The sequence below is a fragment of the Limnobacter sp. UBA3528 genome (assembly GCF_002377005.1).
GTDB lineage: Bacteria > Pseudomonadota > Gammaproteobacteria > Burkholderiales > Burkholderiaceae_B > Limnobacter.
This window is the reverse complement of sequence record NZ_DFOZ01000052.1, coordinates 46008-67199: the sequence shown is the minus strand read 5'-3', so window position 1 is coordinate 67199 and position 21192 is coordinate 46008. Positions and strand designations below refer to the sequence as shown.

Sequence of the window (21192 nt, the reverse complement as noted above, 5' to 3'; positions counted from 1 at the left end):
CGCAACCATGGTTTGTTGACCTGTGGTGCCACGGTGGCAGACGCCTTTTTGAACATGTTTATTTTGCAGCGCGCTTGCGAGGTTCAAATTGCGGCGCAATCGGGCGGCGCGCAATTGATTCCGATTGCCCAGCCGATTGTTGAGGGTATTAAAGCCGCTGCAGCACAAGTCACTCGTGGCTTGGGTGGCAATATTGCCTGGCCTGCGCTATTGCGCAAGCTGGATCGGGAACAGCCGGATTACAAAAACTGACGATTAGGGATTGTTTCCTCCAGTCACGGTGGAAACATATTTCGCAAGAATTTTCATTTGATCCACGGTCAAATGGTCAACAAAAGGGGGCATGCCCCCTTTGCCGTTTTTAAGCGCATTCAGCACGCGTTCTTCGCTGGGCTTGAGCACATCCAGCACCGGGCCGATTTTGCCTTTGGTGCCCGCATCGGCCAAAGTGTGGCAAATGGCGCAGGCCGGGTCCGCGTCAGTCTGGAACAGTTTGCGGCCTTGTTCAAGAATGGCCGCGTCGTCCATGGCGAAAGCATTGAACACACTCAGGCTTAACACCAACATGCAGCCGAATTTCACCATGGTTGAACTCCCTGTTCTAATTACGCTCGTAATTTGCGGGCTTTGAACAAGCCCCAACTGCTGTCCAGAATATAGAAAAACAGGGCTTTCAGGGCGCTCTCGTTCGGGACAGGGTTTTTGCCTTTGCCCATGCGGTGAATTTGGCGGGTGTACCACTGAATTTCAAGCAGGCCGGTGCGGTCCACGGCTTTAACACCGGTGATCAAAGGCTTCACGGGGTGCAAGGCTTCTTTGTTGTCCAACAGGCGTTTGGGCAAATCGGGTTCAATGGCAATCGAGCGGGCCAGGCCAATCAAATCAACAGCACCTGTGTTCAATGCTTCTTTCATGCCGCCCACGGTGCGAAAGCCACCCGTCAGCATCAAAGGCACTTTGCACACGGCACGTACCTTCTCGGTGAAGTCGATGAAGTAGGCTTCGCGTTTCACGGTGCTTTCTTTTTTGGGTTTTGCGCTTGCGCCTGTCATGGCGGGCGCTTCGTAGGTGCCGCCAGACACTTCAATCATGTCAATGCCGCGTGCGGTCAGTTCCTGAATCACGGCCAGTGATTCTTCCTCTGAAAAACCGCCTTTTTGAAAGTCAGCGGAATTCAGCTTGATGCCCACCGGGAAGTTGGGCCCCACCTGTTTGCGCACTTCGTCGGAAATGGCCAGCACGAAACGACGGCGGTTTTCAGCATTGCCGCCCCACTGGTCGTTGCGCTGGTTGCTCAGCGGGCTTAAAAACTGGCTGATCAAATAGCCGTGGGCGCCGTGAATTTGTACGCCGTCAAAGCCAGCGTCTTTGCACACCTTGGCGGTGCGGCCCCAGCGCGCAATCAGGTCCAGAATTTCAGTCTCGGTGAGCTCGCGCGGCGTGGCAAACATCATTTGCAGGCTTTTGTGAAAAGGCACCGCGGAAGGCGACACGGTTTCCTTGTTCATGCCTTTGGGGCACTGTTTGCCGGGGTGGTTGATTTGCACCCAGATTTTGCTGCCATTGGCCTGACCGGCTTTGGCCCACTGCTGCAACAGCGGCATGTCGCGGTCGTCTTCAATCACGACGTTGCCCGGCTCTGCACGTGCGCGTCGGTCAATCATCACATTCCCGGTTATATTCAAACCAATGCCACCGGCTGTCCAGCGCTGATAAACGCGCACAATTTCAGGTGTAACCCGGTTGTCACGCGTGCCCAAGGCTTCGCTCATGGCGGCTTTCACCAGTCGGTTGGGAACGGTGGCGCCACAAGGCAAAGTCAGTGGGTCGCGAAGTTCAATGCGCATAGGGGGTCTCCGGTGGCTCTAAATTGAAAATTATTGTTGTCACATGGTAGCGTGGACGCATGAAAAAAATTGAAGTCAACACACTAATTTTTACAGCCTTCGCCATGTGCGCGTTTGCTGCCAATTCCTTCTTCTGTCGCGCGGCCTTGGGTGCCGGGCAAATTGATCCGGCCAGCTTCACTGCCATTCGGCTGATCAGTGGAGCCATTACGCTGTGGCTTTGTTTGCGCATCCAAAACAAGGGTGGGCAGCAGGGCAGTTGGGCAGGTGCCTGGGCCTTGTTTGGTTACGCAGTGCTGTTTTCCATGGCCTACCTGTACATGAGCACAGGCACGGGTGCCTTGATTTTGTTTGCCAGTGTGCAGCTCAGCATGATTGCCTATGCCGCTACTCAGGGTGATCGATTGAAAGGCTTGCGTGCCTTGGGTGCGATCGTGGCTGCTGTGGGTTTGGTGTTGCTGTTGTGGCCACACCTGCAAACCCCAGCTTCGGTGCTGGCTGCGGCAAGCATGGCTTTGGCGGGTGTCTGTTGGGGTGTGTATTCGGTGGTGGGCAAGGGCTCGAAATCTCCTTTGGCTGACACGGCGGGTAATTTTTCCAGGGCTGCATTGCTCATGCTGTTGGTGTGGCTGGCTGTGTACTTTTCGGCCAAAGCGGGGGTACATATTCCCGGTGTGACCGTGGAGCGTGGTTTGGCGTTGTACACGGTGTATTTGCCAACCCCCACAGTGGCGGGTGTGTTGTTTGCGCTGGCATCGGGTTGCCTGGCCAGTGGCATTGGTTATGCAGTGTGGTACAAGGTTCTGCCCGCATTGCCAACCACCTCGGCAGCCAGCGTGCAGCTGAGCGTGCCGGTGATTGCCGCGCTGGCGGGCGTTGTTTTCCTGAACGAGGCAGTAACAGCCACTTTGCTGGTGGCCATGGTCATGACGCTGGGTGGTGTGTATCTGGTTTTGCGCGCTAAGCGTTAAGGTCTTCTCAATCCAAATTGGCTGGACATTGAATCAATGAATGAAGTCGTGAAACCCAAAGACGAGAACAGCAAACCAGAAGGGCAAGCGGTGCAAAACCCGTCCAGCCTTTCAAACCTGGCCAAACAGTTTTACCTGCAACACTGGGGCTTGTTGCTAAGTGCTGCCTTGGTATTGGCTGTGGTCATCAACTTATGGCCAGTGCTGGCGCCCTTCGTGGCGGCATTTGTGTTGGCGTACTTGTTGGCTGCACCCAGCCGTTGGGTGCATGGAAAATTGCGTGGGCGCATTCCCTTGCCGGTGTGTGCTGTGCTCACCTTTTTTGCGCTGTTGCTGATTTTTTCAAGCGTGGGTTTGCTGTTTATCCCGGTGGTGCTTACCCAGCTTGAGTTGATTCAAAGCAATTTGCCGCAGTTGATTGTGAATGTGAAGCGCACCGTGTTGCCCTGGCTCAATGAGGCGTTCGGGCTCACCATTTCAGTGGACAGCACCGAGATGAAAGACCGTATTGCGGCTTACATCAGCGAGAACCGCGGCACGCTGGCCGAGCTCAGCACAAAAATATTGCGCTCGGGTTCGCAGTCGGTGTTGGGCATTACTGGTTTTGTGTCTTTGACCGTGATTGCCACCTTGTTCATTCTTCCCGGCTGGACTCAAATTACAAAGCAGTTTCAGCAGGTGTTTCCGCCCCATTTGTGGAAGCGGGCGCAGCCATTGTTCAGTGAAATTGATTCAGTCATGACCGAGTACATCAAGGGCATGATGATTGTGATGCTGTTTCTAAGCACTTTCTATTCAATCGGTTTGAGTGTGGTGGGGCTGCAAAGTGGCTGGGCTTTGGGCATGTTGGCTGGGGTGCTGTGCGTGGTCCCTTACCTTGGTTTTGCGGTGGCGTTGTTGGTGGGCTTGTTGACTGCTGCGCTTGAATTGCAGGGTTTCCTGCCAATCGTTCTGGTGCTGTTGGTGTTTGTGGTGGGTCAGTTTCTGGAAGGGTTTGTATTAACACCCCTGGTGGTGGGCGACAAAATTGGTTTGTCTGCACTGGCCGTTATTTTTGCACTGGCATTTTTTGGTGCCGTGTTTGGTTTGGTGGGTGTTTTTCTTGCGCTGCCGCTGGCTGCCATATTCAAGGTGGCTTACCTGCATGCTTTTGCACATTACGAACAAAGCGATTATTACCGACAAGCCCGGTAAGTCAGGCGAAAAAAAACCGGTGGGCTGCTCACTTCTCCCACCGGCCGATCAGCTCAGGATTTCTGTCACGAAATTTGTTTAAGCTGCGTTTGCTTTCAACTGGCTGTTCATGCGGGCACGAATGGCATTCGCAATCTCAGTGTTGGGTTTGCGGCCTGAATCCTCTACGGTGGCCACAAAGTTGTCGATTTCGGTCAGGAAGCGGCTGTTGTCGTGCATCCAGGGGTGGAAATCGGCCTTGAAATAGTCCATGAATTCACCGTTGGCCACTGGGTTGCGCAATACGCCCACCTTCTTGCCCCACAGCATTTTGGTGACAGTCCAGAAACCTTTCAAATGACCGCCCTTGATGGTTTTGTCGGCCATCACCAAACGCACATGGAAGGTCATGACAAGCGGCCAGAAAATGGCAGTGGCCAGCACCATGGCCAGGCGGCGACTAAACCGGTTGTGCATGTTGTCGGGCAGCACATGGTTCCACACGTCATAGGCCACCGCTTTGTGCTCGGTTTCCTCGTAGGCGTGCCACATCCACATTTGCTTGTAGGCAGGGTCTGATTTTTCGCCCAGCACATCGGGGTTGCGCAGCAATTGGTCGGCCATCAACGCGGTGTAATGTTCCAGCGCAATGGTGCCAGCCAGGGTCAGGCGCTTGCCCAGTGTTTTCTTGATGAAGGCCAGAAAGCCCCACAGGAAATTGTCCAGCTGCGAAGCGGGCAGGCCTGCGCGATCCAGCATCTCGTTGTATTCAACGTGCTCGCGGCTGTGCATGGCTTCCTGGCCGATGAAGGCCACCACTGCTTTTTTCAATTCGGGATCAGTAATGTCGTCGCGGTAGTTGCGCACAGCGTCCATGAACATGCGCTCGCCAGCCGGGAAGAACAGCGACAGGGCATTCATGAAATGGGTCACGTGGGGACCTTGCTCATGCCAATTGGATACCTTCTCTTCAGGCAGATTCAATTTGACATCGCGGCGTACAGGCATGATGTTCTTCATGGTTTGACTCCTACACTTGTTTTATTGTTGTTGCCACGCTCAACCGTGACATTGCGCAATGTAACAATAAAATTTCGTGTCCACAATAGCAAAACCTGAGTACCCATTCTAGAAAATACCGCGGGTTTACCCTTGGTTCAGGGTGCGCAGGAAGCGGTCTGGAATGGGCGTAGAACGGCCTGATTCCGGGCTGACCCACACCATTTTGGCGCTGCCGGTGGCTACCAGTACTTCAGGTGTGTCGGTGCGGCGCATCTCGTATTTTTGCACCAGGCTGCTGCGGCCCACTTCACCCGCCAGCACCTTGATTTCAACCACGCCGGGCGCTTTCAGTTCTTTCAGGAAGCTGCATTCGGTGTGAACAATTACAACATAAGCGGGGTTGTTGTCGATGTGCTCCGGAAACAGGGCGATCCATTCCACACGGGCCTGTTCGAAACACCGGAAATACACGGTGTTGTTCACATGGCCAATCTGGTCCATGTCGCCCCAGCGCAGTGGCACGGTGGTGGAGTAAATTTCTTTCATGTTTTATCTCTGATTGCGTTGTTCGGTGCGCCACTGCCAAGGAGCAAGCGGTGCCGTTTGTTGCCACAAGCCTTTGCGTGTGGTGCGGGCTTGGTCCTCTGCCGCTTCGTACAGCACGCGGTCTTCGCTGCTTTGGCTGCGTGCGAACTCGCGGTACCACCAGGCATGCCCGGCTTCAATCGCTTTCAAATTGATGTCGGTTTCACCATCACACAAACGCTGCTGGCAATTGTCCAAGGGCATTACCACTTTGGCCACCTGGCGCTTGTAGCGGTCAGTGTTGTTCACCACGATTTTCACATTTTTGTTCAGTACCTGCTGGGTCAACCAGCGTTTGGCTTGCTCACCGCCTGCCTGGTTCAATTCAGGTGCATCCACGGCGTGCATGCGGATTTTGTGAATTGCGCCATCTGTATTGCGCACTGTGATGGTGTCACCATCGGCCACGCGGGTCACGGTGGCCAGGTAAAAACTGCCCGAGGTGGCCGAGCCGGGCTGGTTTTGACTTTCAGAGGCAACCGGGCCACCAATGCCAATGTTTGGGCCGTAGGGGCTGATGTAATAGCCCAGCAGGGCCAAAACCAGAGCCAACACTTTAAAGATCATATTGGGTTTGAGAATGTTCAAGGTTAAGATGGCTAGCGAGCCAAACCACTATTTTAAAAAACAGCCGAGAGTACCATGGACAGAGTCAACCTGCAGTTCAACAGCGACAACACCGTAGCCACTGTGGCCCTAAACCGCCCCGAGAAACACAACGGTGTGGACTGGCCCATGCTGAAAGAAGTGCGCAAGGTGCAGCAACAACTGGCCAGGCATAAAACTCTGCGGGCTGTCATCTTGAAAGGCGAGGGCCCGTCTTTTTGTGCCGGTCTCGATGTGAAGTCGGTCATGAGCAATCCCAAGACTGGTTTGATTATGTACGCCAATCTGTGGTTGCCCATGCGCAATATTTTCCAGACCTGGAGCATGGGTTGGCGCGATCTGGGCGTACCCGTGATTGCGCAAATTCATGGCAACTGTTTTGGCGCCGGTATTCAATACGCCATGGGCGCAGACATTCGCGTATGTACACCCGATTCCCAATTGTCCATTCTGGAAGCCAAATGGGGCTTGGTGCCTGACATGGGCGGAGCAGCGCTGGTGCGTGAACTGCTGCCAGTGGATGTGGCCAAGGAATTGACCATGACAGGCCGAGTGCTCAGTGGCCTTCAAGCCAAGGAGCTGGGCCTGGTGACCCATGTTGTTGAAAATCCGGAAGAGAAGGTGCAGGCCTTGGTGCAGGAAATATTGACCCGCTCACCCGATTCTGTAGCCGCCAGCAAATTCATGTTGCAGCGAATTTTCGGAATCGATGAGGCTGCGCATCTTACCCAAGAGCGCCGCTGGCAGCGCAGGGTGTTGGGCTTTAAAAACCAGCGTATTTCAGTTGCGAAAAACAGCAAGCAGCCCACCATGCCGTTTGCGAAACGACAAATTCGCTGAAATCCCGGGGTGTATCGCATCCAGCGGCGCACCTTGAGAAGTACCAAGCAGGCAGTACCCAATCATTCAAAAATAAAAAATAATCCGGAGACATTCCCATGAAGGCCTTGACCCCCAACGACCAATTGTTCTTGTGGCTGGAGCGCCGCAACCAACCCATGCATGTGGGCGGGCTTGTGTTGCTGAAACCGCCCAAGGGTCAAAGCACTATTGATTATGTGCACAAGGTTGTGGCGGACATGCGCACCTACACCCAGCCAGTGGCGCCTTTCAGCTTGCGTTTGAAGTCGCGCCTTGGCATGTGGTTTTGGGTGGAAGACGACGAGTTTGACCTTGAGGCGCATTTCATTCATTTGTCGCTGCCCAAGCCAGGCCGCATTCGCGAATTGCTGGAACTGACTTCCAAGCTGCATGCCTCGCCGCTGGACCGCGCAAAGCCCCTGTGGGAAGCCTATGTCATCGATGGTCTGGAAGACGGCCGTGTGGCTTTGTACACCAAGGTGCACCATGCGCTGGTGGATGGTGTGGCCTGCATGAAAATGTTGCAGCGTTCCATGGCTGACAATCCGGAGATCATGGACATTCCACCGTTGTGGGCCAACCCGAATTTGCGCGGGTCGGTTCAGCGTTCAGAAGCGTCGGAAGGGTTGGTCACCATGCTGGGCCAGGTGCTGGACACCGCCAAAACCCAACTGTTCAGTTTGCCCAAGGTGGTGAAGGAGGTGGGGCGCTCCCTGTGGCAAACCAGCGTGGCCGATCCTGATTTTGTGTCGGTGATTCAGGCACCCCGCAGCGTGTTGAACCGCCGAATCACCGCTTCACGCCGGGTGGCAGCCCAATCTTGGTCCATGGAGCGGATCAAGAATTGCGCCAACGGTTTGAACATGACCCTGAACGATGTGGTGCTGGCCATGTGTGGTTCGGCCTTGCGTTCCTATTTGAGCGAGCTGAATGCGCTGCCCGCGCGCCCGCTGGTGGCCATGGTGCCGGTGTCGCTTCGCAAAGACGACACGGCAACCGGTAACCATGTGGCCCTGTTGCTGGCCAATTTGGCCACCGACACCGAAGACCCTGTTGAGCGTATTGAGACCATTGCGCGTTCGGTGAACCATTCCAAAGAACGGTTTGCCAGCATGAATCAAACTGAAATCATGAACTACGTGGCCACCATGATGGGCATTAGCGGCTTCAACATGCTGACCGGCTTGGCGCCCAAGTTGCAGGCCTTCAACATTGTGATTTCAAATGTGCCGGGCCCCAAGCACACCCTGTATTTCAATGGCGCAGAGGTAGATGGTGTATATCCCGTTTCACTGCTGCTGGATGGGCAGGCCTTGAACATTACCTTGAACAGCTATGCTGGCAAGCTGGAGTTTGGTTTGGTGGCGTGCCGCAGAACCATGCCTTCCATGCAGCGTCTGTTGCAGTTTCTGGAAGACGGCCTGGTTGAGCTGGAAGAAGCGGCGGCCAAGGAAGCCAAAGCCAATCTGAAAAAGCGCAACGCGGCTTGAGTGTCAGTCCTCGCTGAAACGCGAGGCCATGGCGATACCAAACAGGAAGGGCCAGCGCTGAAATGAGTCGTACACAGCCTGGTCCTGTTGAATGTCTTGGTACATATTGTGGTCAAAACCCTCAAGCTGGGAACTGAGTGCATAAATGTCGTGCGCCATGTCGGCGGGCGGCATGAACAAGGCGGGTGGCGCGTTGGGGTCAAATTGTGCCATGGCGTTTTTATCCCCCCTCAGTTGGACGCTGCAATGGTTTGAACCGGGCCCAGCATTTTCCATGCAGCACCCGGGGCTTTGATCCAATACGACCCCTGACTTTCCATCACAGTGATATTGCCTTGCTGGGACACGAATCGAGTGTCTGGCAGGTCGCTCAGTAGCACCGGCCATGCCGGTTTTTGCTGTTGCTCAGCAGGCTGTGCAAGCCAACGCGCCAACAGTTCACTGAGCGCGGTGTAACTGACCGATTGCTTCACGCTAACAGGCCCGGTGCTTGCCGGGGTGTAGCCCGGAGCTATCCAGTAACCAAACACAGGCACTTTGGTAATGGCTGGCGTTGGCAATTCGCGCAGCCCTACCAGTTGACCAAATTCACCTGTCAAACCGGCACCGTGTTCGGGTACCACCACCACCAGTGCTTTGCGGTCACTTCGTCGAATTTCTCCCAGTACCGATTGAATGTCATTCAACATTCGCTCCAGTCGCAAGGGGTAACTGTTCAGGCTGTTCAGGTTGCTGTTGGGCAAACGGTTGCCGTCGTGCAAAGTAATGCTGTTGTAGTAATAAGCCACTGCGGGCCCGCTTTGCTGAACGCGTTTGTTCCACCATGCACGCAGGTAATCACCATCGCGACCCACGCGTGAGCCATCAAAGGCTTGTACCCCCGCAGGCACTTCGTCATGGGCCACCAGTTCAGTGGCTTTGCCGCCCAGGTTTGTTTTAACAAGTTTCGAAAAGTCTTGAAAGCGACCATCGTGATTCAGCCCCATCTCCACTTCAAAGCCTACATTTCGAAGCTGCTCAAACAACATGCAACTGTTGTTGGGTGTGCTGTAAAGTGCATCGTGCGGTGTTTGCCCACATTTTCCGCGCAACAGGCGAATGGCTGCTGGCCCCGAGTAACTGGTTGCCGAGTTGAAGTTCTCGAACACAAAATCGGCTTGCCGAATGGTGGGATGCTGGCTTTGTTTGGCGTATTGCAGGTCGGCCCACGACAGTGAGCAGATTTGCAGCACAATCACATCGAAATCAGGGCTGACCACCGGTGAAAACGGTGCCAATGCAATGTTTCGTTGTCGGTCAAAAAAACCGGCAAGCACTGCTCCCGGGCCTGCCCCTTCATAGGCATTGTCCCGGAGTTTGGTTTGACTTTCCTGGTCACGTGCCACGCGCAGTTTCTGGAAGTCGACCTGGCCCAAAGCCAGCAGTTCGGCTGGTGACAAATTTTCACGGGCTTGTGCTTGAGGTTCAAGCAAAGCGGCAGTTTTATTGGTTTGGGTCTGTTGTTGAATAAAAGGCAATGCCTGAATACCCAATATGCACACCAGTCCGAACCCAACCCAGGTGCTGATGCGTATGTACCGGTCGAGCACCCGTACCACCATAAAACCCAACAGTGCTCCCCACAGCATCCAGGGTTGAATGGTGCGTTTGAGCAACTCCCACAGGTAATCGAGCGAGAAGCCGAACAGGGCCTTGATTTGATCCACCAGCGCCAGTGACACCACCAAACCCAGCTCGTGCAGCAGCAGTGCAATCGCTGGGCCGGTAAACACGAGGTACCGCAGCACCTTCATCAGTTGTTTGTTTTGATAGGCTGCCGGGTTGGTGGCAATTAGCAAGGCGAACAGACCCAAATTCCACAGAGGGCTCAGTGTCAGTTGCCCGGAAAAGTGCAGACCAAACTTGATGAGAAAATAAAGGTTCCACAACAGCATGGCCCTAGTTCTCCCACTTTTCGGTCTGGTTCTTGTTGCCCATTAAACGGTTGCCCAAATCTACAGCGCCGCCTTTCAGCCAGGCAAACAGGCGCACGTAACCAATCATGCCTTTTGCAAACACGTCTTTCAGGCCACCCAATGCGCGGTCGCGGGTTTGGTCTTCCTGCCAGTTCAGCCACGCGTCTGCGCGGCCGAAGGTACATTGAATCAATTGTGTTTCCTGCTCCGGGGTCAGGTTGGTAAACAGGGCCTCGACATGCCCGGTTTCGGTGAAGTGAATTTTCGCTGGAAATAGAAATTCGCGATCCCCGCGGTGCAGGCCCACTTGCACCTGGCTAAACTCGCTGATACCCGTGGTGTCGGCCACAGCCAATGTCAGCCCCGCTGCCGAGTACTCTTCGGTATAGCAACTTACGGTGTACCCACCGGGCAGTTTCAAAAATGCGGGCATCACCATGCGCACGCGGTGGTGAACATGTTTTTGAACCGACTCGGTTGCAACACCCACCGCAGCACCCAGAATGGCGAGGTTGAAACCGCACCACAGCAGGTTCATCAACACGGTGCCTGTTTCATGTGTGTTGAACACAAACAGGCGAAGCAGGCCCACGGAAAAACCAAGTACATTGATCAGGAGCAAGATCAGATAAGGCTTTGCAATGTTGGCATCGAAATAACTTTTCTCGATCAAGCCGCCTTTCGATGTGACGTTGAACTTGCCCAGTTTCGGGTTAATGAAAGCCAATGTAGTCGGCAAAATAATGTACCAGGACAGCACAGTTTCATACACCTCAGACCAGAACGATCGCCGGTATTTGCCCTGAATCACCGAGTTGGTATAGCTGGAAATCATTAGCTGCGGCAAGGCATAACTAAGAATGGTCACCGCTGCAGCATTGATCAAGTGCTGTTCAAAAAACAGATAAGCCATGGGCATGACCAAAAAGATCATGCGCGGTATGCCATAGAAAAAATGCAACATGGCATTGGAATAACAAACACGCTGAAAAAGGTTTAAACCTTTTTTGAACATCGGGTTGTCTGTGCGGAAAATTTGCGCCATACCGCGTGCCCAGCGAATTCGCTGACCAATGTGGCCTGCCAAGGTTTCTGTGGCCAAGCCTGCAGCCTGAATATTATTCAGGTACACGCTGTTGTAGCCCAGGCTGTGCAGTTTCAATGCAGTGTGTGCATCTTCAGTCACGGTTTCCACTGCAATGCCACCCACCTCCAGCAAAGCTTTGCGTTCAATCACCGCGCAGCTGCCGCAGAAAAATGAGGCGTTCCAGTAGTCGTTACCATCTTGAATCAGACCATAAAACAGAGAGCCTTCATTGGGCATTTGCCGAAATGAATTGAAGTTGCGCTCGAACGGATCAGCTGAGAAAAAATGGTGCGGTGTTTGCACCAGCACGCACTTGGGGTCACGGCTGAACCAACCCATGCTGGTTTGCAAAAACGAGCGGGTGGGTATGTGGTCGCAATCAAAGATCGCGATGTATTGGCCATGCGTGTGCTTCAAGGCGTAGTTGATGTTGCCCGCTTTGGCGTGTGAATTGTCTGGGCGGGAAATGTACTCGACCCCCGCTTGTTTTGCGAACTCTTCAAAAGCGGGGCGGTGACCATCGTCCAGAATATACACCGTGATTTTTTCAAGTGGCCAGTCCAGCCCCTTGGCGGCGTAAACAGTGGGGCGCACCACCGACAAAGGTTCGTTGTAACTGGGAATGAATACGTCTACTGTGGGCCAGTCATTCAGGTTCAGTTCCAGTGGCATGGGTTTGCGTTTTAAAGGCCAGGCGGTCTGGATAAAACCGAAAATCAGAATAATCCAGGTGTAGGCCTCGGCGGCAACCAAGGTGTAGCCCAGAAAAATTTCTGTGCCGGTTTCAAGATCAAGCGAGCTGGTGAATCGCCAGAACACATAACGCGCCAGTAGCAACATGGTCAGTGCCATCAGGCACAGGTTGGCGAAACGCTCAGGCAAACGCTTGAACAGCATGGCAAACAGATAGCAAACAACAATAAAAACCCACTGCCCAGCCAGGGGCAATGAGGCTTGTGCAGTAAACAGAAACAAGGTCAGGGCAGAAAGGCCCAACACCCAGCGCAGCCACTTGAAGCGCACCACCAGCTGGCTTGCATTCTCGATGCGTTGTTCAAGCCGCGCTGCGCGCACGGCATAGTCGGTGAGCCTGCTGAACAGGGCACGTACAGCCCGGTAAGGGCGTTGAATCAGTAGTTTGAACACATAAGCCACTGGGCTTAGCAAATCGTGCAAGGCCACGGCAATAATATGAAACACGAAGCCGGGCAAGCTTCGGCCTTGTCGGCCACTGGATGCTTCAAGCGCACTGTTCAAACTGTTGGGGCGCAGCCAAAGCGCCTGAAAAAGGCGCAACAAACGCACCCGGGTTTTCAGGTTTGGAAACTCGCGCAGGTCCAGCAAGCGCTCCAGTCGGTTGATCCAGCTTGATGAGGTGCTCATCCGATCTCCGCGTCAATCCAGTTGCACAGCTTTTGCTGGTCTTCGACCAACTGTGAGCGTGGCGCATAGTCGGCCAAGGGCAGGCCTGCCGCCAGGCTTTCCGCAAGGGCCTGGTCTTCATGCAAATAAAATGGCAGCAAGCGGTGGCTCAGCTTCATTTTGCACAAAGTCCACAAATCGAGATGCAGCACCTTGGCTGAGTCAAAACGATTCATGAGAAAGTACGATGCGCCCCGGCTTTCCAGCAAATGTGGCAGCAGTGCGTCGATACCCAAAATCGACGCAGAGTCCGGGATCAGGGTAATCAGGTTCAGGTCAGACAACGCCATTACTTTTTGGCACCAAGGGGCCGGCCAGCGCGGCAAGTCGATAATGACCACTGCATCTTCAGCAAAATCGTCTTTCTGAAACAGCTCGGTCAGGCGTTGAGGTTGCTCCATCAAGACGCGGTCAATTGCCAATTGCTGTGCAATAGACACTTCACCAAAAGGCAGTAACTTGAAACCGGCGCTGCTGGTGTTCATGACCTGCTCCAGTGACTCACCTTGCAAGATAACGTGCCCAAGACCACGCGTGCTGCGGCTGGCACAACCCAATTGAAATTCAATATTGTTACTGGGGTCAGCCTGCACCAGCGTGACATTGCGCCCCAGCATGCTGAGCTGAGTGGCTGCAGCAATTGCAAGGCTGGTTCGTCCTGCACCCCCTGTGGGGGACACCAAAGCAATAATGATCATGCGTCCTCTTTGTCGTCGGGGCTGGCAATCCACTTGCCATGCCGCACCAACTGATAGCAGTCGTCGGGCAACTGGTTGTTGCTCCAGTTCACCCAGTCACTCAACCAAATGCGGGTTGTCGGGTTTTTCATCATTTTCCCCACCAACAAAATGGTGAGTAAAACACCCAGCAACAAACCACTCACGATCAGTGCAAACACGATCATTTTGCATCCTCGCTCAGTAGTGCGTTCAGGCGTTGTGTCCATGGGCGGTTCTGGTTCAGCGCCTCGGGGGCTTCATCCCAAAGCTCGGCCAGTTTCACGGGTTCAGTCTGGTCAGCACCCATCAGGTCTTGCACCGACAAAGGTTCCAGTTCTTCATGCAGATCTGCGAGCAATTCACTTTGGGTTTCCTCACCCAAAAACTGGATGTCGCCACTGAAAAGCACAGGCAGTTTTTCCCGGAAACACGATTCAAGCCAGCTGCGATAGCTGGCCTCGTCGGGCTCACTGACCCAAACCTTCAGCAAATAAATCGCTTCACGGGTGGCTGTAAATACACAGGTGGCTTGCGACCAATTGGCAAGGCGCAACGCGGTTTGTGCGGTCATGTGGCGCATCAGTGAAAGACGGGTTAGCGTGCAATGCATGGACCATTGTTTGGCCAGTTGCAGCATCATCAACCCCTGCGCAGCAAATGTGGGGTTGGCCACCACGGTCAGCAGGCCCGGCATGAACACTTCGTGCAGGTCACGCGCGAAGGTGTTCTGGTGATTGTCCGGAGCTGCCAGCTTGATCGTGGGTTTGTTAACCTGGGCTGTGCTCAGACCCAACCAGGTTTCAATGCTTTCGTCGTGTAGCCACACGGTGTCAGCACCCATGCGCAGCAACACCGATGCGTCTTGCGCTGTCATTTCTCCGTGTGCCTGCACGTGAATTCCGTGTTGCTGGTCGGTGTCATACCGAAGGCTGTGACAGATTTGTGCCAGTTGTTTCAGGCTACCCAATAGTTCACTGTCCAGCACATGGTGCGTGGGCAGTTTTGACAGTTCGGTGGGGTTATTCCACAGGTTTGTTTGCAGGCCCCACTGGCTTGGCCACCAAGGGCGGAATTCAAACTCGCCAAGATCGCTGACATCGGCCAGACCATCGGCGAATGTACTCCATTCGGGCAAATCACCTTGTACGGTGGTCACCACATGGGCTTGTGCATGGTGCGCCCATTGATGCAGCAGACGCATTTGCGCCAATGGGTTTTGCCGGTTCAAGGGCTCGTCGCTGTCATCAAACCACAACTCAGCATGTTCAATGATGACCAGTGCAGGCTTTAATACGCACAGCGTATTCAAGGAGCGGCAAAGTTGGCGAATGCCGTTCTTGGCATGCCCCTTGGCCCACAGGTTTCTCACCGAGACCACATCCAGGCCTTTGGGGGCACCAGCGCGTTTGAGCAGGTATGGCTCCAGCAAACTGCGTACTTCGTTCTTGGGGCTGGCGGTCAGCCACAGGCAAGATCTGAACGGCGTTTCTTCTTGCGAGTCCAGCCAGTGTTGAACCAATCCCTGCGAAAAATGATTCGCATGGGGGGCGCGCACAACATAGGCTCCGGGCTTGGGCAAGTCAATCATTCAAAACCTCGAGTAGGGTGCAACACCTTCAGGCGGCACACTCAATTCGAAAAAGTCGCCAAATGAATATTTCAAATAAAGTTGTAATCTGTCAGGGTTGTAACCTTCAGATCGATCAATCTCAAAATAACCGCCCACCACAAAGTTTTTCAGTACCTGGCGTTCAAGTGCAAGGCGCAAACCAGTGCTGGTGCCGCCACCGGGACCGCCAATTTGCAAGGTTGGGTTTCTTTGTGCAGCGGCTGCCGCAGCAAGCTCAGGGTTCAGCGGATAAAGCGCGGTGTCATCTTCGCGTGATTCACTGGCACCCACGCGGGCTTGGGCCTGCCAGGACCAGCCGTTCATATTGCCGGTCCAGGTAATTGGGAAGGTGAGTGAACCAAAAGCCTGTGGGCTGTAATAGCCGCCTTGCCCGAAGGTGTAAAAGCGCAGGTTTTTCTCGAATGACCACAAAAACAGTGACGCGCCAATTTCGACGTCATGCCCTGGGCGCTGAAACACGGTTTTACCCACAATGCCTTGCAGGTTGTACTCGGTGTTGTCAGGTATGTTTTTGCCGGTAATCAGGTTGGCGCGTGCAATGCCTACAAAGTCGAGCGTGGGGTTAAATGCCTGGTAATACACCGCGCTGACACCGTTACGCCGCGCACCGCCCCAGGTTTCGCCTGTCAATGGATCGATTGCACCTGTGGTCGACAACACGCTGCCGTTGACCATTCTCCGCGCCACCTCAAGCCGCAGTGAACCTTCGCCCAGGCTGGTGCGCCATTGCACACCACCGACCCAATCATTGACCGGATAGTCGCCCACCGTGGTACCTACATCAACACGGTACTGTTCGGTTTGCACGCCAACACCCACCACATGACCTTTGTAATTTTGATCCAGTCGATTGCTGGCGATGGCAGGGTCAGTGGGCAAGGTGGTGCCCAGTTTTGCAAAGTTACTGGCGGTGGCGGGGTTCACCCGGCCCGAATTTGCATTCAGTGTGTCAGCGCGCAAAAACAGAGTGCGCTCAAAGTCGAGTGGCAAATCCAGTTGCAATGGAATTTCGTCGCTGTCGATTCGGGATACACCTTCATCGCCATCGATAATTGCGTTTTCATATGACATGCGCAAACGCACCTGTCGTTTGCGCTGAAGGTTTTGCTCCAGCGCCCGCACTTCGGGTTCAGCTCGCCACTTGGGTGTGGCGCTGATTGAACTGGCCAATGCATTGAACTCGCCATTTCTTTCCTGCGCGCGCAAACCATCCAGGTACTGCCCATATTGCACCCGCTTTTCCAGTGCAGTCATGCCTTCCGTCCAGTTCTCACGGGGTACGGCATCAATCAGGGCAACGGCATCGTTGCCACGGTCTTGGCGGGCGGCCAGCAGTGCTGCCGCAAATCGCATTTCTTGCCCTTTGTCCAGCGCCAGGCCTTCATCCATGACTCGCCGTGCAGCCTGTTTGCTGCCCGCATCGCCTTGGTCATCCAGCAAGGTGGCCAGGTCGTAGCGGAACCATGGGTAGCTCGGGTTCAGGTCCACTGCGTTTTGCAGCAGCTTGGCTGCTTCGGTTTTGTTGCCTTGATCGATCTGCTTTTGTGCGCGGTCAGCCAGTTGTTGTCCTTGCTCGAAGTCGGAAAGAACCGGGGCTGCTGGCGCTTCAGGTGAGGCAGGCGGGTTCGCGGCAATGTCGGGTGTTGTCGGCTGGGCTTGAACTGCTGGTGCAGGTTTCGTGCGGTTTGCATTGGCCGGGCGACGGGTGGCTTGTGCCGAGCCAGGTGTTTGTGCAAGCGTGCTGGCACCTGCGCCACCCAATTCGGCCAGCAGGGTTCTGTAACGCCGGTCGTCCGGGTACTGTTTCGCCAATTCGGTCACTTGCCCACGGGCATATGTGCGCCCCTCCGGTGTGCGGTTCATCAAGCGATAAATTTGCACTGCGGCTTCACCCAAAGGTGGCTGGGGAAACAACTGACGAAGTCGTTGGGGCAGGTTGGCGGGTGTTTGTTCGCTGTCGGCCAAATAGCGCAACTCGGCAAACTGTTGTCGCTTGTCAGAGGCCAATGCAATGGCTTGCTGCAATTCAATGGAAAACGGGTTATTGCCATGCACCAGTTGCAGTTTGCCCAGCCACACATTGGCCGCTTGCACATCGCCTCGCGCAAGGTCAATCAAACCCTGCCAGCGCAGGGCAGAGGCATTGGTAGGTTCAATCAACAGTATTTTGTTGAAAGACTGTGCCGCAAGGTCGAATCGGAAACGTTCGTACCAATACACGCCCTTTTCACTGAGTGCGCGAATATTGGTTTGCTGTGCATTCACATTGGCAAAGGCCTGCGCTGGCAATACCAAGGGTATCGCCACAAAGCTGGCTTGAATCGCCAACGCAAGTGTGCAGGCCCGCAGGTCAGAATTGTGTTTGCGCTTAGCCACAGCTTTTAACCTCTTTGCCACGGGGCAGCAGTTCGCCCAGCGAATTGAATCGATAAAACTTGTCCATATATCCTTGAGCAAACAGGCTCAAGGCGCCGTTGTAATAACCATATTTAAGCCACGCTTCTTTGTCAGGCGTCTTCAGGCTTTGAGCATGAAATTTTTTCGCAAGTTCGGGCATGCCCATGGTTTGAAGCAAGGGTGCCATGGCGGCTTGAAAACCAGCAGGCCCGCGTGTCGCGGAAAACTTTCCACTCTGTGGTTCAAACCATTCGGGCATGTTCTGGCGTTTCAGCAGCAGGGCTGTTAAGGGCGACAGTTGCCTCAGCAAAGGCGCTGTGGTGGGGTCACTTTCACTGCTCATCGCAATCCACAAATAAGTGCGTATGGCATCGTAATCGCCGCGTTGTTCGTCCTCGGGTAAGCTCATTTCACCGTTGTTGTACAGCACCCAGTCTGGATACTGCCCTGTTCGGCCGGTGTCCAGCAGCAACTTCTGGCTGGCCAGGTAAACTTGCGCCCAACGGGTGTCGTCTGCCCAAGCATTGGCAAATCGGGCCATCATGAAAGGTGGCAGGTAACTGGGGTTCAGTTTCACTGCGCCGTTGTCCAGCACAAAACCAGTGTGGCCCGGCAATATACTCAAACCGAGGCCGCTGACCTCCATACTTTCCTGATTCAAAATTAAATCGCCGAGCGCACGCGCCTTGTCGGCATAGTTTGGGTTGCACCACACCCGGCTTGCTTCAAGCAGAGCGTACGCAATCCACAGGTCAGCATCTGATGCGCTGTTGGCATCAATTACGCCCCAGCTTTCACCCTTTTTTCCCCAAATCCAGGCGGGCAACTGTTTGCCCAGGTCGCCCGCGCTCAGGTTGTTCTCAGTCCATTGCAATACGGCGTCAAATGCTTTTTTGTCTTGCGCCACCAGGGCAAAAAACAGGGCGTAGGACTGCCCCTCCGACACCGTGCGCAGGTCTTCCTGGCTGCGGTCAATCACTCGCCCATCGTCGCTCACAAAGGCACTCTTGAAACCGTCCCATGCGGGCCAGGCTTGTGCAGGCGTAGCGCTACAGGCGGTGGTGGCGGCAAGCAACACAGTCACCTGCCCAAGGCGTTGTAAACAATGACGCCAGAAGACCATGTTCAATTGCCTTTTGTGCGGCGCGATGCCCGGCCAGAGAGCCAGCCAAATGCAAGGATCGCCAAAATAACCCCAGCCAGCGCACCACCCACCGCGATCAAGGCCGGGTATTCGGAAAACGCAATGCGCAAACGCAGCCACCAGGGCAGTGCGCCGCTGATGTAGGTTTCGCCCAAGCTGTAGCTTTGAATATCATCGCCGCGGATCAGGCTCACACTGCCTTTGATTTTTGCCACATCGCCATAATCTGACAGTGCAGCCACGGCGCGCTCAAAGCTGTCTTGATCTGTACCGGTCACGACCAGCCCCGCCTTTTTGGGTGCAAGGTGCGACTCGAATCCCATAATTGCACCCAGTGAACCCGCAGTTTGAATCAATGCACGGGCGCTGTCGCTGGGTTGTAATTCGGTGTCGCTTTGCCACAAGCCCTTCAACCATTGAATGGCGGGTGGAAGACCCATGCTGCGTTCCGTGGCGTTCAGCACCATCGGCAAGTTCATGTTGGCTGTATTTAACCAGCCCAAGCGATCGCTGGTGCCCAGGGCCAGCCAGTTTTTGCTGCCAATCGTCTCGGGCTTGTCAGAAACAATCAAACTGGTGCGTGTGGCGGGCAACCCGGTCCATTGACCAAACAGACCCATCACGTTTAGATAGGACCGAATTTCCAATGGTGTGGGGTTGGCGGGTAGCACAATGGCTGTATCCGAGAGGTCTGCCATGATGCTGAAGGGGTAACCGCCGTTGGCAAACGCGGTCAGGTTCGGCATGCGGGTGTAGTGAGGCAGGTTCGAGAAATCCAGGGTTGATTCCGGATCGATAGATCCCCTTGCAACTTGCGATACCCGTGTGCAAGAGCCGCCACCCTCCGCCATAAAACCAAATGCAAAGGCCAGTTCGTTGTTGCCACCCACGCGGAAAGCCGGAATTTGCAACGCTTCTTCACTGGTCAATTCGGCCTGGCCCAGCAAGTCAATGTTGATTTTGTTTTGTACCTGTTCCGAGCGTGGTGCCAGACGGAAGGATTGAATCAACGAGTTGTTGATTTCAATGTTCAGCAGCGAATCATTCCAACGGGAGGGTGCGGTGTAACGGTACTTCAAATCCATCGGAATGTTGCGACCTGCCCAACTGAACAAATCGGGTGGAAGGCGCAAATTGATGCTGGCGCGTGGCTTTTCAGAACTGACCTCCAGCTGTCCCGGAAAATCAATCAGTTCACCAAAGCGTACAGGGCGGTTGGTGGGCACATAGCGTGGCGCATCGTAAGGCTTGCGTGGTGCGCCCAAGTCTACTTTTTTCACCAAGGCCTTCTGGCCGCTCAGCACCTGTCCTTCAATCACCAACCCATACACCGCTTGTAGCAGCTCCTCGTCGGTGCGGCCCATCACATACAGGTGCTTTATCCAGGGGTTTTCTTTGGCACTCACAATCATCAATGAGGGGCCTTCAATGTCCGCCTCGCTCATTCCCTCGGGCATTTTTTTACCCTTGGTCAGAATAATGGTGTGACGCGTTGGCGATGCAGCATCGAGTAGCTCAAATTCAGCTTGCCGGTAAAAGGCTTGGGCACCCATCCACGAGGCCAGAATACCCGCGGCTTTCATGCTGGCTTCGGTTTGCTCCAGGGGCAGCACGAGTGGAAGTCGCAGTTTCCGATTGTCACGGGGATCGAAAAATGGCGCTGGCAACAGGGCAAGGTCGTTCACCAGATTCAGTGGTGTGGATCCAATCGTTAAGGTGCTCTCAGGGCGAATGTCAAAACGCAGGGTTGGGTTGCCCGGGTCCACACATTCACTGTCGTAGGTGCCGTCGTATTCAACGCGAATGGTCGCAAAATCAGAAAACAACAGTGGGTCCAGGTCAATTTCCACGGTGTGCGGTACACCAGCCCGTGCCACACTCAGCTGCGATATACCCGAAAGCTGGTTGTTCACATACACGCGTACAAAAGATTGGTCATGGCGCATGCCCTGCGGGTACAACACTCGCAAGCTAAGGTTGGCGCGTGTCACCAATTCGTCCAAGCGTATGCCTGAATTCAAGTCCACAAAGCGGTTGACCCCGCTCAACCGAACCCCGTTTGGTTGCCCCATTTGGGCAAAGGTCAGTGTGCGGGTTCGTTCAACGGCCGGTGCAGTTTCTACATTGGCGGACGCTGTTGTGGGTGCTCCGCTTTCTTGTGTGAACCCAGTCAGGCAAAATAGGAATAAGGCTAGGGGTAGTAGGTGTCGCATAAATTGGTTCGCTGGTCGACTTGAATATAAGAACAGGTTTTCAATAATGGCCTGCCTAAATTACTGCACTTGAAAATAATTGAACAATAT

19 protein-coding genes are annotated in these 21192 nt (G+C 54.3%); 5 read left to right on the top strand and 14 right to left on the bottom strand.

Annotation, left to right across the window (positions count from 1 at the left end):
- Positions 1 to 252, top strand: a 252-nt coding sequence (locus B4N58_RS14145; protein WP_291750453.1) for a class II aldolase/adducin family protein, incomplete at its 5' end; no start/stop codon positions are given.
- Between the two features lie 3 nt (positions 253 to 255).
- Here the strand turns inward: B4N58_RS14145 and B4N58_RS14140 are convergent.
- Positions 256 to 585, bottom strand: coding sequence for a c-type cytochrome (locus tag B4N58_RS14140; protein WP_291750452.1), 330 nt, complete (start codon positions 583 to 585; stop codon positions 256 to 258).
- 20 nt (positions 586 to 605) lie between these two features.
- The gene (locus B4N58_RS14135) at positions 606 to 1847 is read right to left on the bottom strand and encodes an NADH:flavin oxidoreductase/NADH oxidase family protein (RefSeq protein ID WP_291750451.1); all 1242 of its coding nucleotides are present in this window, start codon (positions 1845 to 1847) and stop codon (positions 606 to 608) included.
- A 59-nt stretch (positions 1848 to 1906) separates the two neighbouring features.
- Here B4N58_RS14135 and B4N58_RS14130 point away from each other — a divergent pair, with 59 nt between their 5' ends.
- Both B4N58_RS14130 and B4N58_RS14125 read left to right on the top strand, forming a co-directional pair.
- Positions 1907 to 2818, top strand: coding sequence for a DMT family transporter (locus tag B4N58_RS14130; RefSeq protein ID WP_291750450.1), 912 nt, complete (start codon positions 1907 to 1909; stop codon positions 2816 to 2818).
- Between the two features lie 36 nt (positions 2819 to 2854).
- Positions 2855 to 4012, top strand: coding sequence for an AI-2E family transporter (locus B4N58_RS14125; RefSeq protein WP_291750449.1), 1158 nt, complete (start codon positions 2855 to 2857; stop codon positions 4010 to 4012).
- A gap of 78 nt (positions 4013 to 4090) precedes the next feature.
- Here B4N58_RS14125 and B4N58_RS14120 read toward each other — a convergent pair whose 3' ends face one another.
- From B4N58_RS14120 to B4N58_RS14110, 3 genes are all read right to left on the bottom strand, one after another.
- Positions 4091 to 5011, bottom strand: a complete 921-nt coding sequence (locus B4N58_RS14120) for a metal-dependent hydrolase (protein WP_291750448.1) — start codon at positions 5009 to 5011, stop codon at positions 4091 to 4093.
- Between the two features lie 126 nt (positions 5012 to 5137).
- Entirely contained in the window at positions 5138 to 5539 is a 402-nt protein-coding gene (locus tag B4N58_RS14115; protein WP_291750447.1) for an acyl-CoA thioesterase, read from the bottom strand.
- Positions 5540 to 5542: 3 nt separating this feature from the next.
- On the bottom strand, positions 5543 to 6166 hold the full coding sequence (locus tag B4N58_RS14110; RefSeq protein WP_291750446.1) for a thermonuclease family protein: 624 nt from the start codon (positions 6164 to 6166) through the stop codon (positions 5543 to 5545).
- A gap of 54 nt (positions 6167 to 6220) precedes the next feature.
- Here B4N58_RS14110 and B4N58_RS14105 point away from each other — a divergent pair, with 54 nt between their 5' ends.
- Positions 6221 to 7024, top strand: a complete 804-nt coding sequence (locus tag B4N58_RS14105; protein ID WP_291750445.1) for a crotonase/enoyl-CoA hydratase family protein — start codon at positions 6221 to 6223, stop codon at positions 7022 to 7024.
- A gap of 98 nt (positions 7025 to 7122) precedes the next feature.
- Positions 7123 to 8535: a WS/DGAT/MGAT family O-acyltransferase gene (locus B4N58_RS14100; protein WP_291750444.1), complete on the top strand. Its 1413-nt coding sequence runs from the start codon at positions 7123 to 7125 to the stop codon at positions 8533 to 8535.
- A gap of 3 nt (positions 8536 to 8538) precedes the next feature.
- Here B4N58_RS14100 and bcsR read toward each other — a convergent pair whose 3' ends face one another.
- From bcsR to bcsB, 9 genes are read right to left on the bottom strand one after another with little or no spacing between them, the layout of a single operon-like run.
- Complete coding sequence (gene bcsR, locus B4N58_RS14095; protein ID WP_008248101.1) at positions 8539 to 8748, bottom strand: BcsR/BcsP family cellulose biosynthesis protein; 210 nt, start codon at positions 8746 to 8748, stop codon at positions 8539 to 8541.
- 17 nt (positions 8749 to 8765) lie between these two features.
- Entirely contained in the window at positions 8766 to 10469 is a 1704-nt protein-coding gene (bcsG, locus tag B4N58_RS14090; protein ID WP_291750443.1) for a cellulose biosynthesis protein BcsG, read from the bottom strand.
- Between the two features lie 4 nt (positions 10470 to 10473).
- Entirely contained in the window at positions 10474 to 12960 is a 2487-nt protein-coding gene (bcsA, locus tag B4N58_RS14085) for a UDP-forming cellulose synthase catalytic subunit (protein WP_008248098.1), read from the bottom strand.
- Positions 12957 to 13697: a cellulose biosynthesis protein BcsQ gene (bcsQ, locus tag B4N58_RS14080; protein ID WP_291750442.1), complete on the bottom strand. Its 741-nt coding sequence runs from the start codon at positions 13695 to 13697 to the stop codon at positions 12957 to 12959. The genes bcsA and bcsQ overlap by 4 nt, the downstream gene beginning before the upstream one ends.
- Positions 13694 to 13903: a hypothetical protein gene (locus B4N58_RS14075; protein WP_008248096.1), complete on the bottom strand. Its 210-nt coding sequence runs from the start codon at positions 13901 to 13903 to the stop codon at positions 13694 to 13696. Before B4N58_RS14075 ends, bcsQ begins: the two co-directional genes overlap by 4 nt.
- Positions 13900 to 15306 (bottom strand): hypothetical protein, encoded by a 1407-nt coding sequence (locus tag B4N58_RS14070; RefSeq protein WP_291750441.1) that lies wholly within the window; start codon positions 15304 to 15306, stop codon positions 13900 to 13902. The genes B4N58_RS14075 and B4N58_RS14070 overlap by 4 nt, the downstream gene beginning before the upstream one ends.
- On the bottom strand, positions 15307 to 17724 hold the full coding sequence (locus B4N58_RS14065) for a cellulose synthase subunit BcsC-related outer membrane protein (protein ID WP_291750440.1): 2418 nt from the start codon (positions 17722 to 17724) through the stop codon (positions 15307 to 15309).
- Complete coding sequence (gene bcsZ / locus B4N58_RS14060) at positions 17717 to 18868, bottom strand: cellulose synthase complex periplasmic endoglucanase BcsZ (protein WP_291750439.1); 1152 nt, start codon at positions 18866 to 18868, stop codon at positions 17717 to 17719. The genes B4N58_RS14065 and bcsZ overlap by 8 nt, the downstream gene beginning before the upstream one ends.
- Before the next feature lie 2 nt (positions 18869 to 18870).
- Positions 18871 to 21102 (bottom strand): cellulose biosynthesis cyclic di-GMP-binding regulatory protein BcsB, encoded by a 2232-nt coding sequence (gene bcsB / locus B4N58_RS14055; RefSeq protein ID WP_291750438.1) that lies wholly within the window; start codon positions 21100 to 21102, stop codon positions 18871 to 18873.
- Positions 21103 to 21192 lie beyond the last annotated feature (90 nt).

Excerpts from the sequence above, each read along its gene's own strand:
- bcsR (WP_008248101.1), bottom strand. The coding sequence starts at position 8,748 with ATGGCACAATTTGACCCCAACGCGCCACCCGCCTTGTTCATGCCGCCC.
- B4N58_RS14105 (WP_291750445.1), top strand. The coding sequence starts at position 6,221 with ATGGACAGAGTCAACCTGCAGTTCAACAGCGACAACACCGTAGCCACT.
- bcsZ (WP_291750439.1), bottom strand. The coding sequence starts at position 18,868 with ATGGTCTTCTGGCGTCATTGTTTACAACGCCTTGGGCAGGTGACTGTG.
- bcsA (WP_008248098.1), bottom strand. The coding sequence starts at position 12,960 with ATGAGCACCTCATCAAGCTGGATCAACCGACTGGAGCGCTTGCTGGAC.
- B4N58_RS14120 (WP_291750448.1), bottom strand. The coding sequence starts at position 5,011 with ATGAAGAACATCATGCCTGTACGCCGCGATGTCAAATTGAATCTGCCT.
- bcsQ (WP_291750442.1), bottom strand. The coding sequence starts at position 13,697 with ATGATCATTATTGCTTTGGTGTCCCCCACAGGGGGTGCAGGACGAACC.
- B4N58_RS14075 (WP_008248096.1), bottom strand. The coding sequence starts at position 13,903 with ATGATCGTGTTTGCACTGATCGTGAGTGGTTTGTTGCTGGGTGTTTTA.
- B4N58_RS14115 (WP_291750447.1), bottom strand. The coding sequence starts at position 5,539 with ATGAAAGAAATTTACTCCACCACCGTGCCACTGCGCTGGGGCGACATG.
- bcsG (WP_291750443.1), bottom strand. The coding sequence starts at position 10,469 with ATGCTGTTGTGGAACCTTTATTTTCTCATCAAGTTTGGTCTGCACTTT.
- B4N58_RS14135 (WP_291750451.1), bottom strand. The coding sequence starts at position 1,847 with ATGCGCATTGAACTTCGCGACCCACTGACTTTGCCTTGTGGCGCCACC.
- B4N58_RS14130 (WP_291750450.1), top strand. The coding sequence starts at position 1,907 with ATGAAAAAAATTGAAGTCAACACACTAATTTTTACAGCCTTCGCCATG.
- bcsB (WP_291750438.1), bottom strand. The coding sequence starts at position 21,102 with ATGCGACACCTACTACCCCTAGCCTTATTCCTATTTTGCCTGACTGGG.
- B4N58_RS14140 (WP_291750452.1), bottom strand. The coding sequence starts at position 585 with ATGGTGAAATTCGGCTGCATGTTGGTGTTAAGCCTGAGTGTGTTCAAT.
- B4N58_RS14070 (WP_291750441.1), bottom strand. The coding sequence starts at position 15,306 with ATGATTGACTTGCCCAAGCCCGGAGCCTATGTTGTGCGCGCCCCCCAT.
- B4N58_RS14100 (WP_291750444.1), top strand. The coding sequence starts at position 7,123 with ATGAAGGCCTTGACCCCCAACGACCAATTGTTCTTGTGGCTGGAGCGC.
- B4N58_RS14125 (WP_291750449.1), top strand. The coding sequence starts at position 2,855 with ATGAATGAAGTCGTGAAACCCAAAGACGAGAACAGCAAACCAGAAGGG.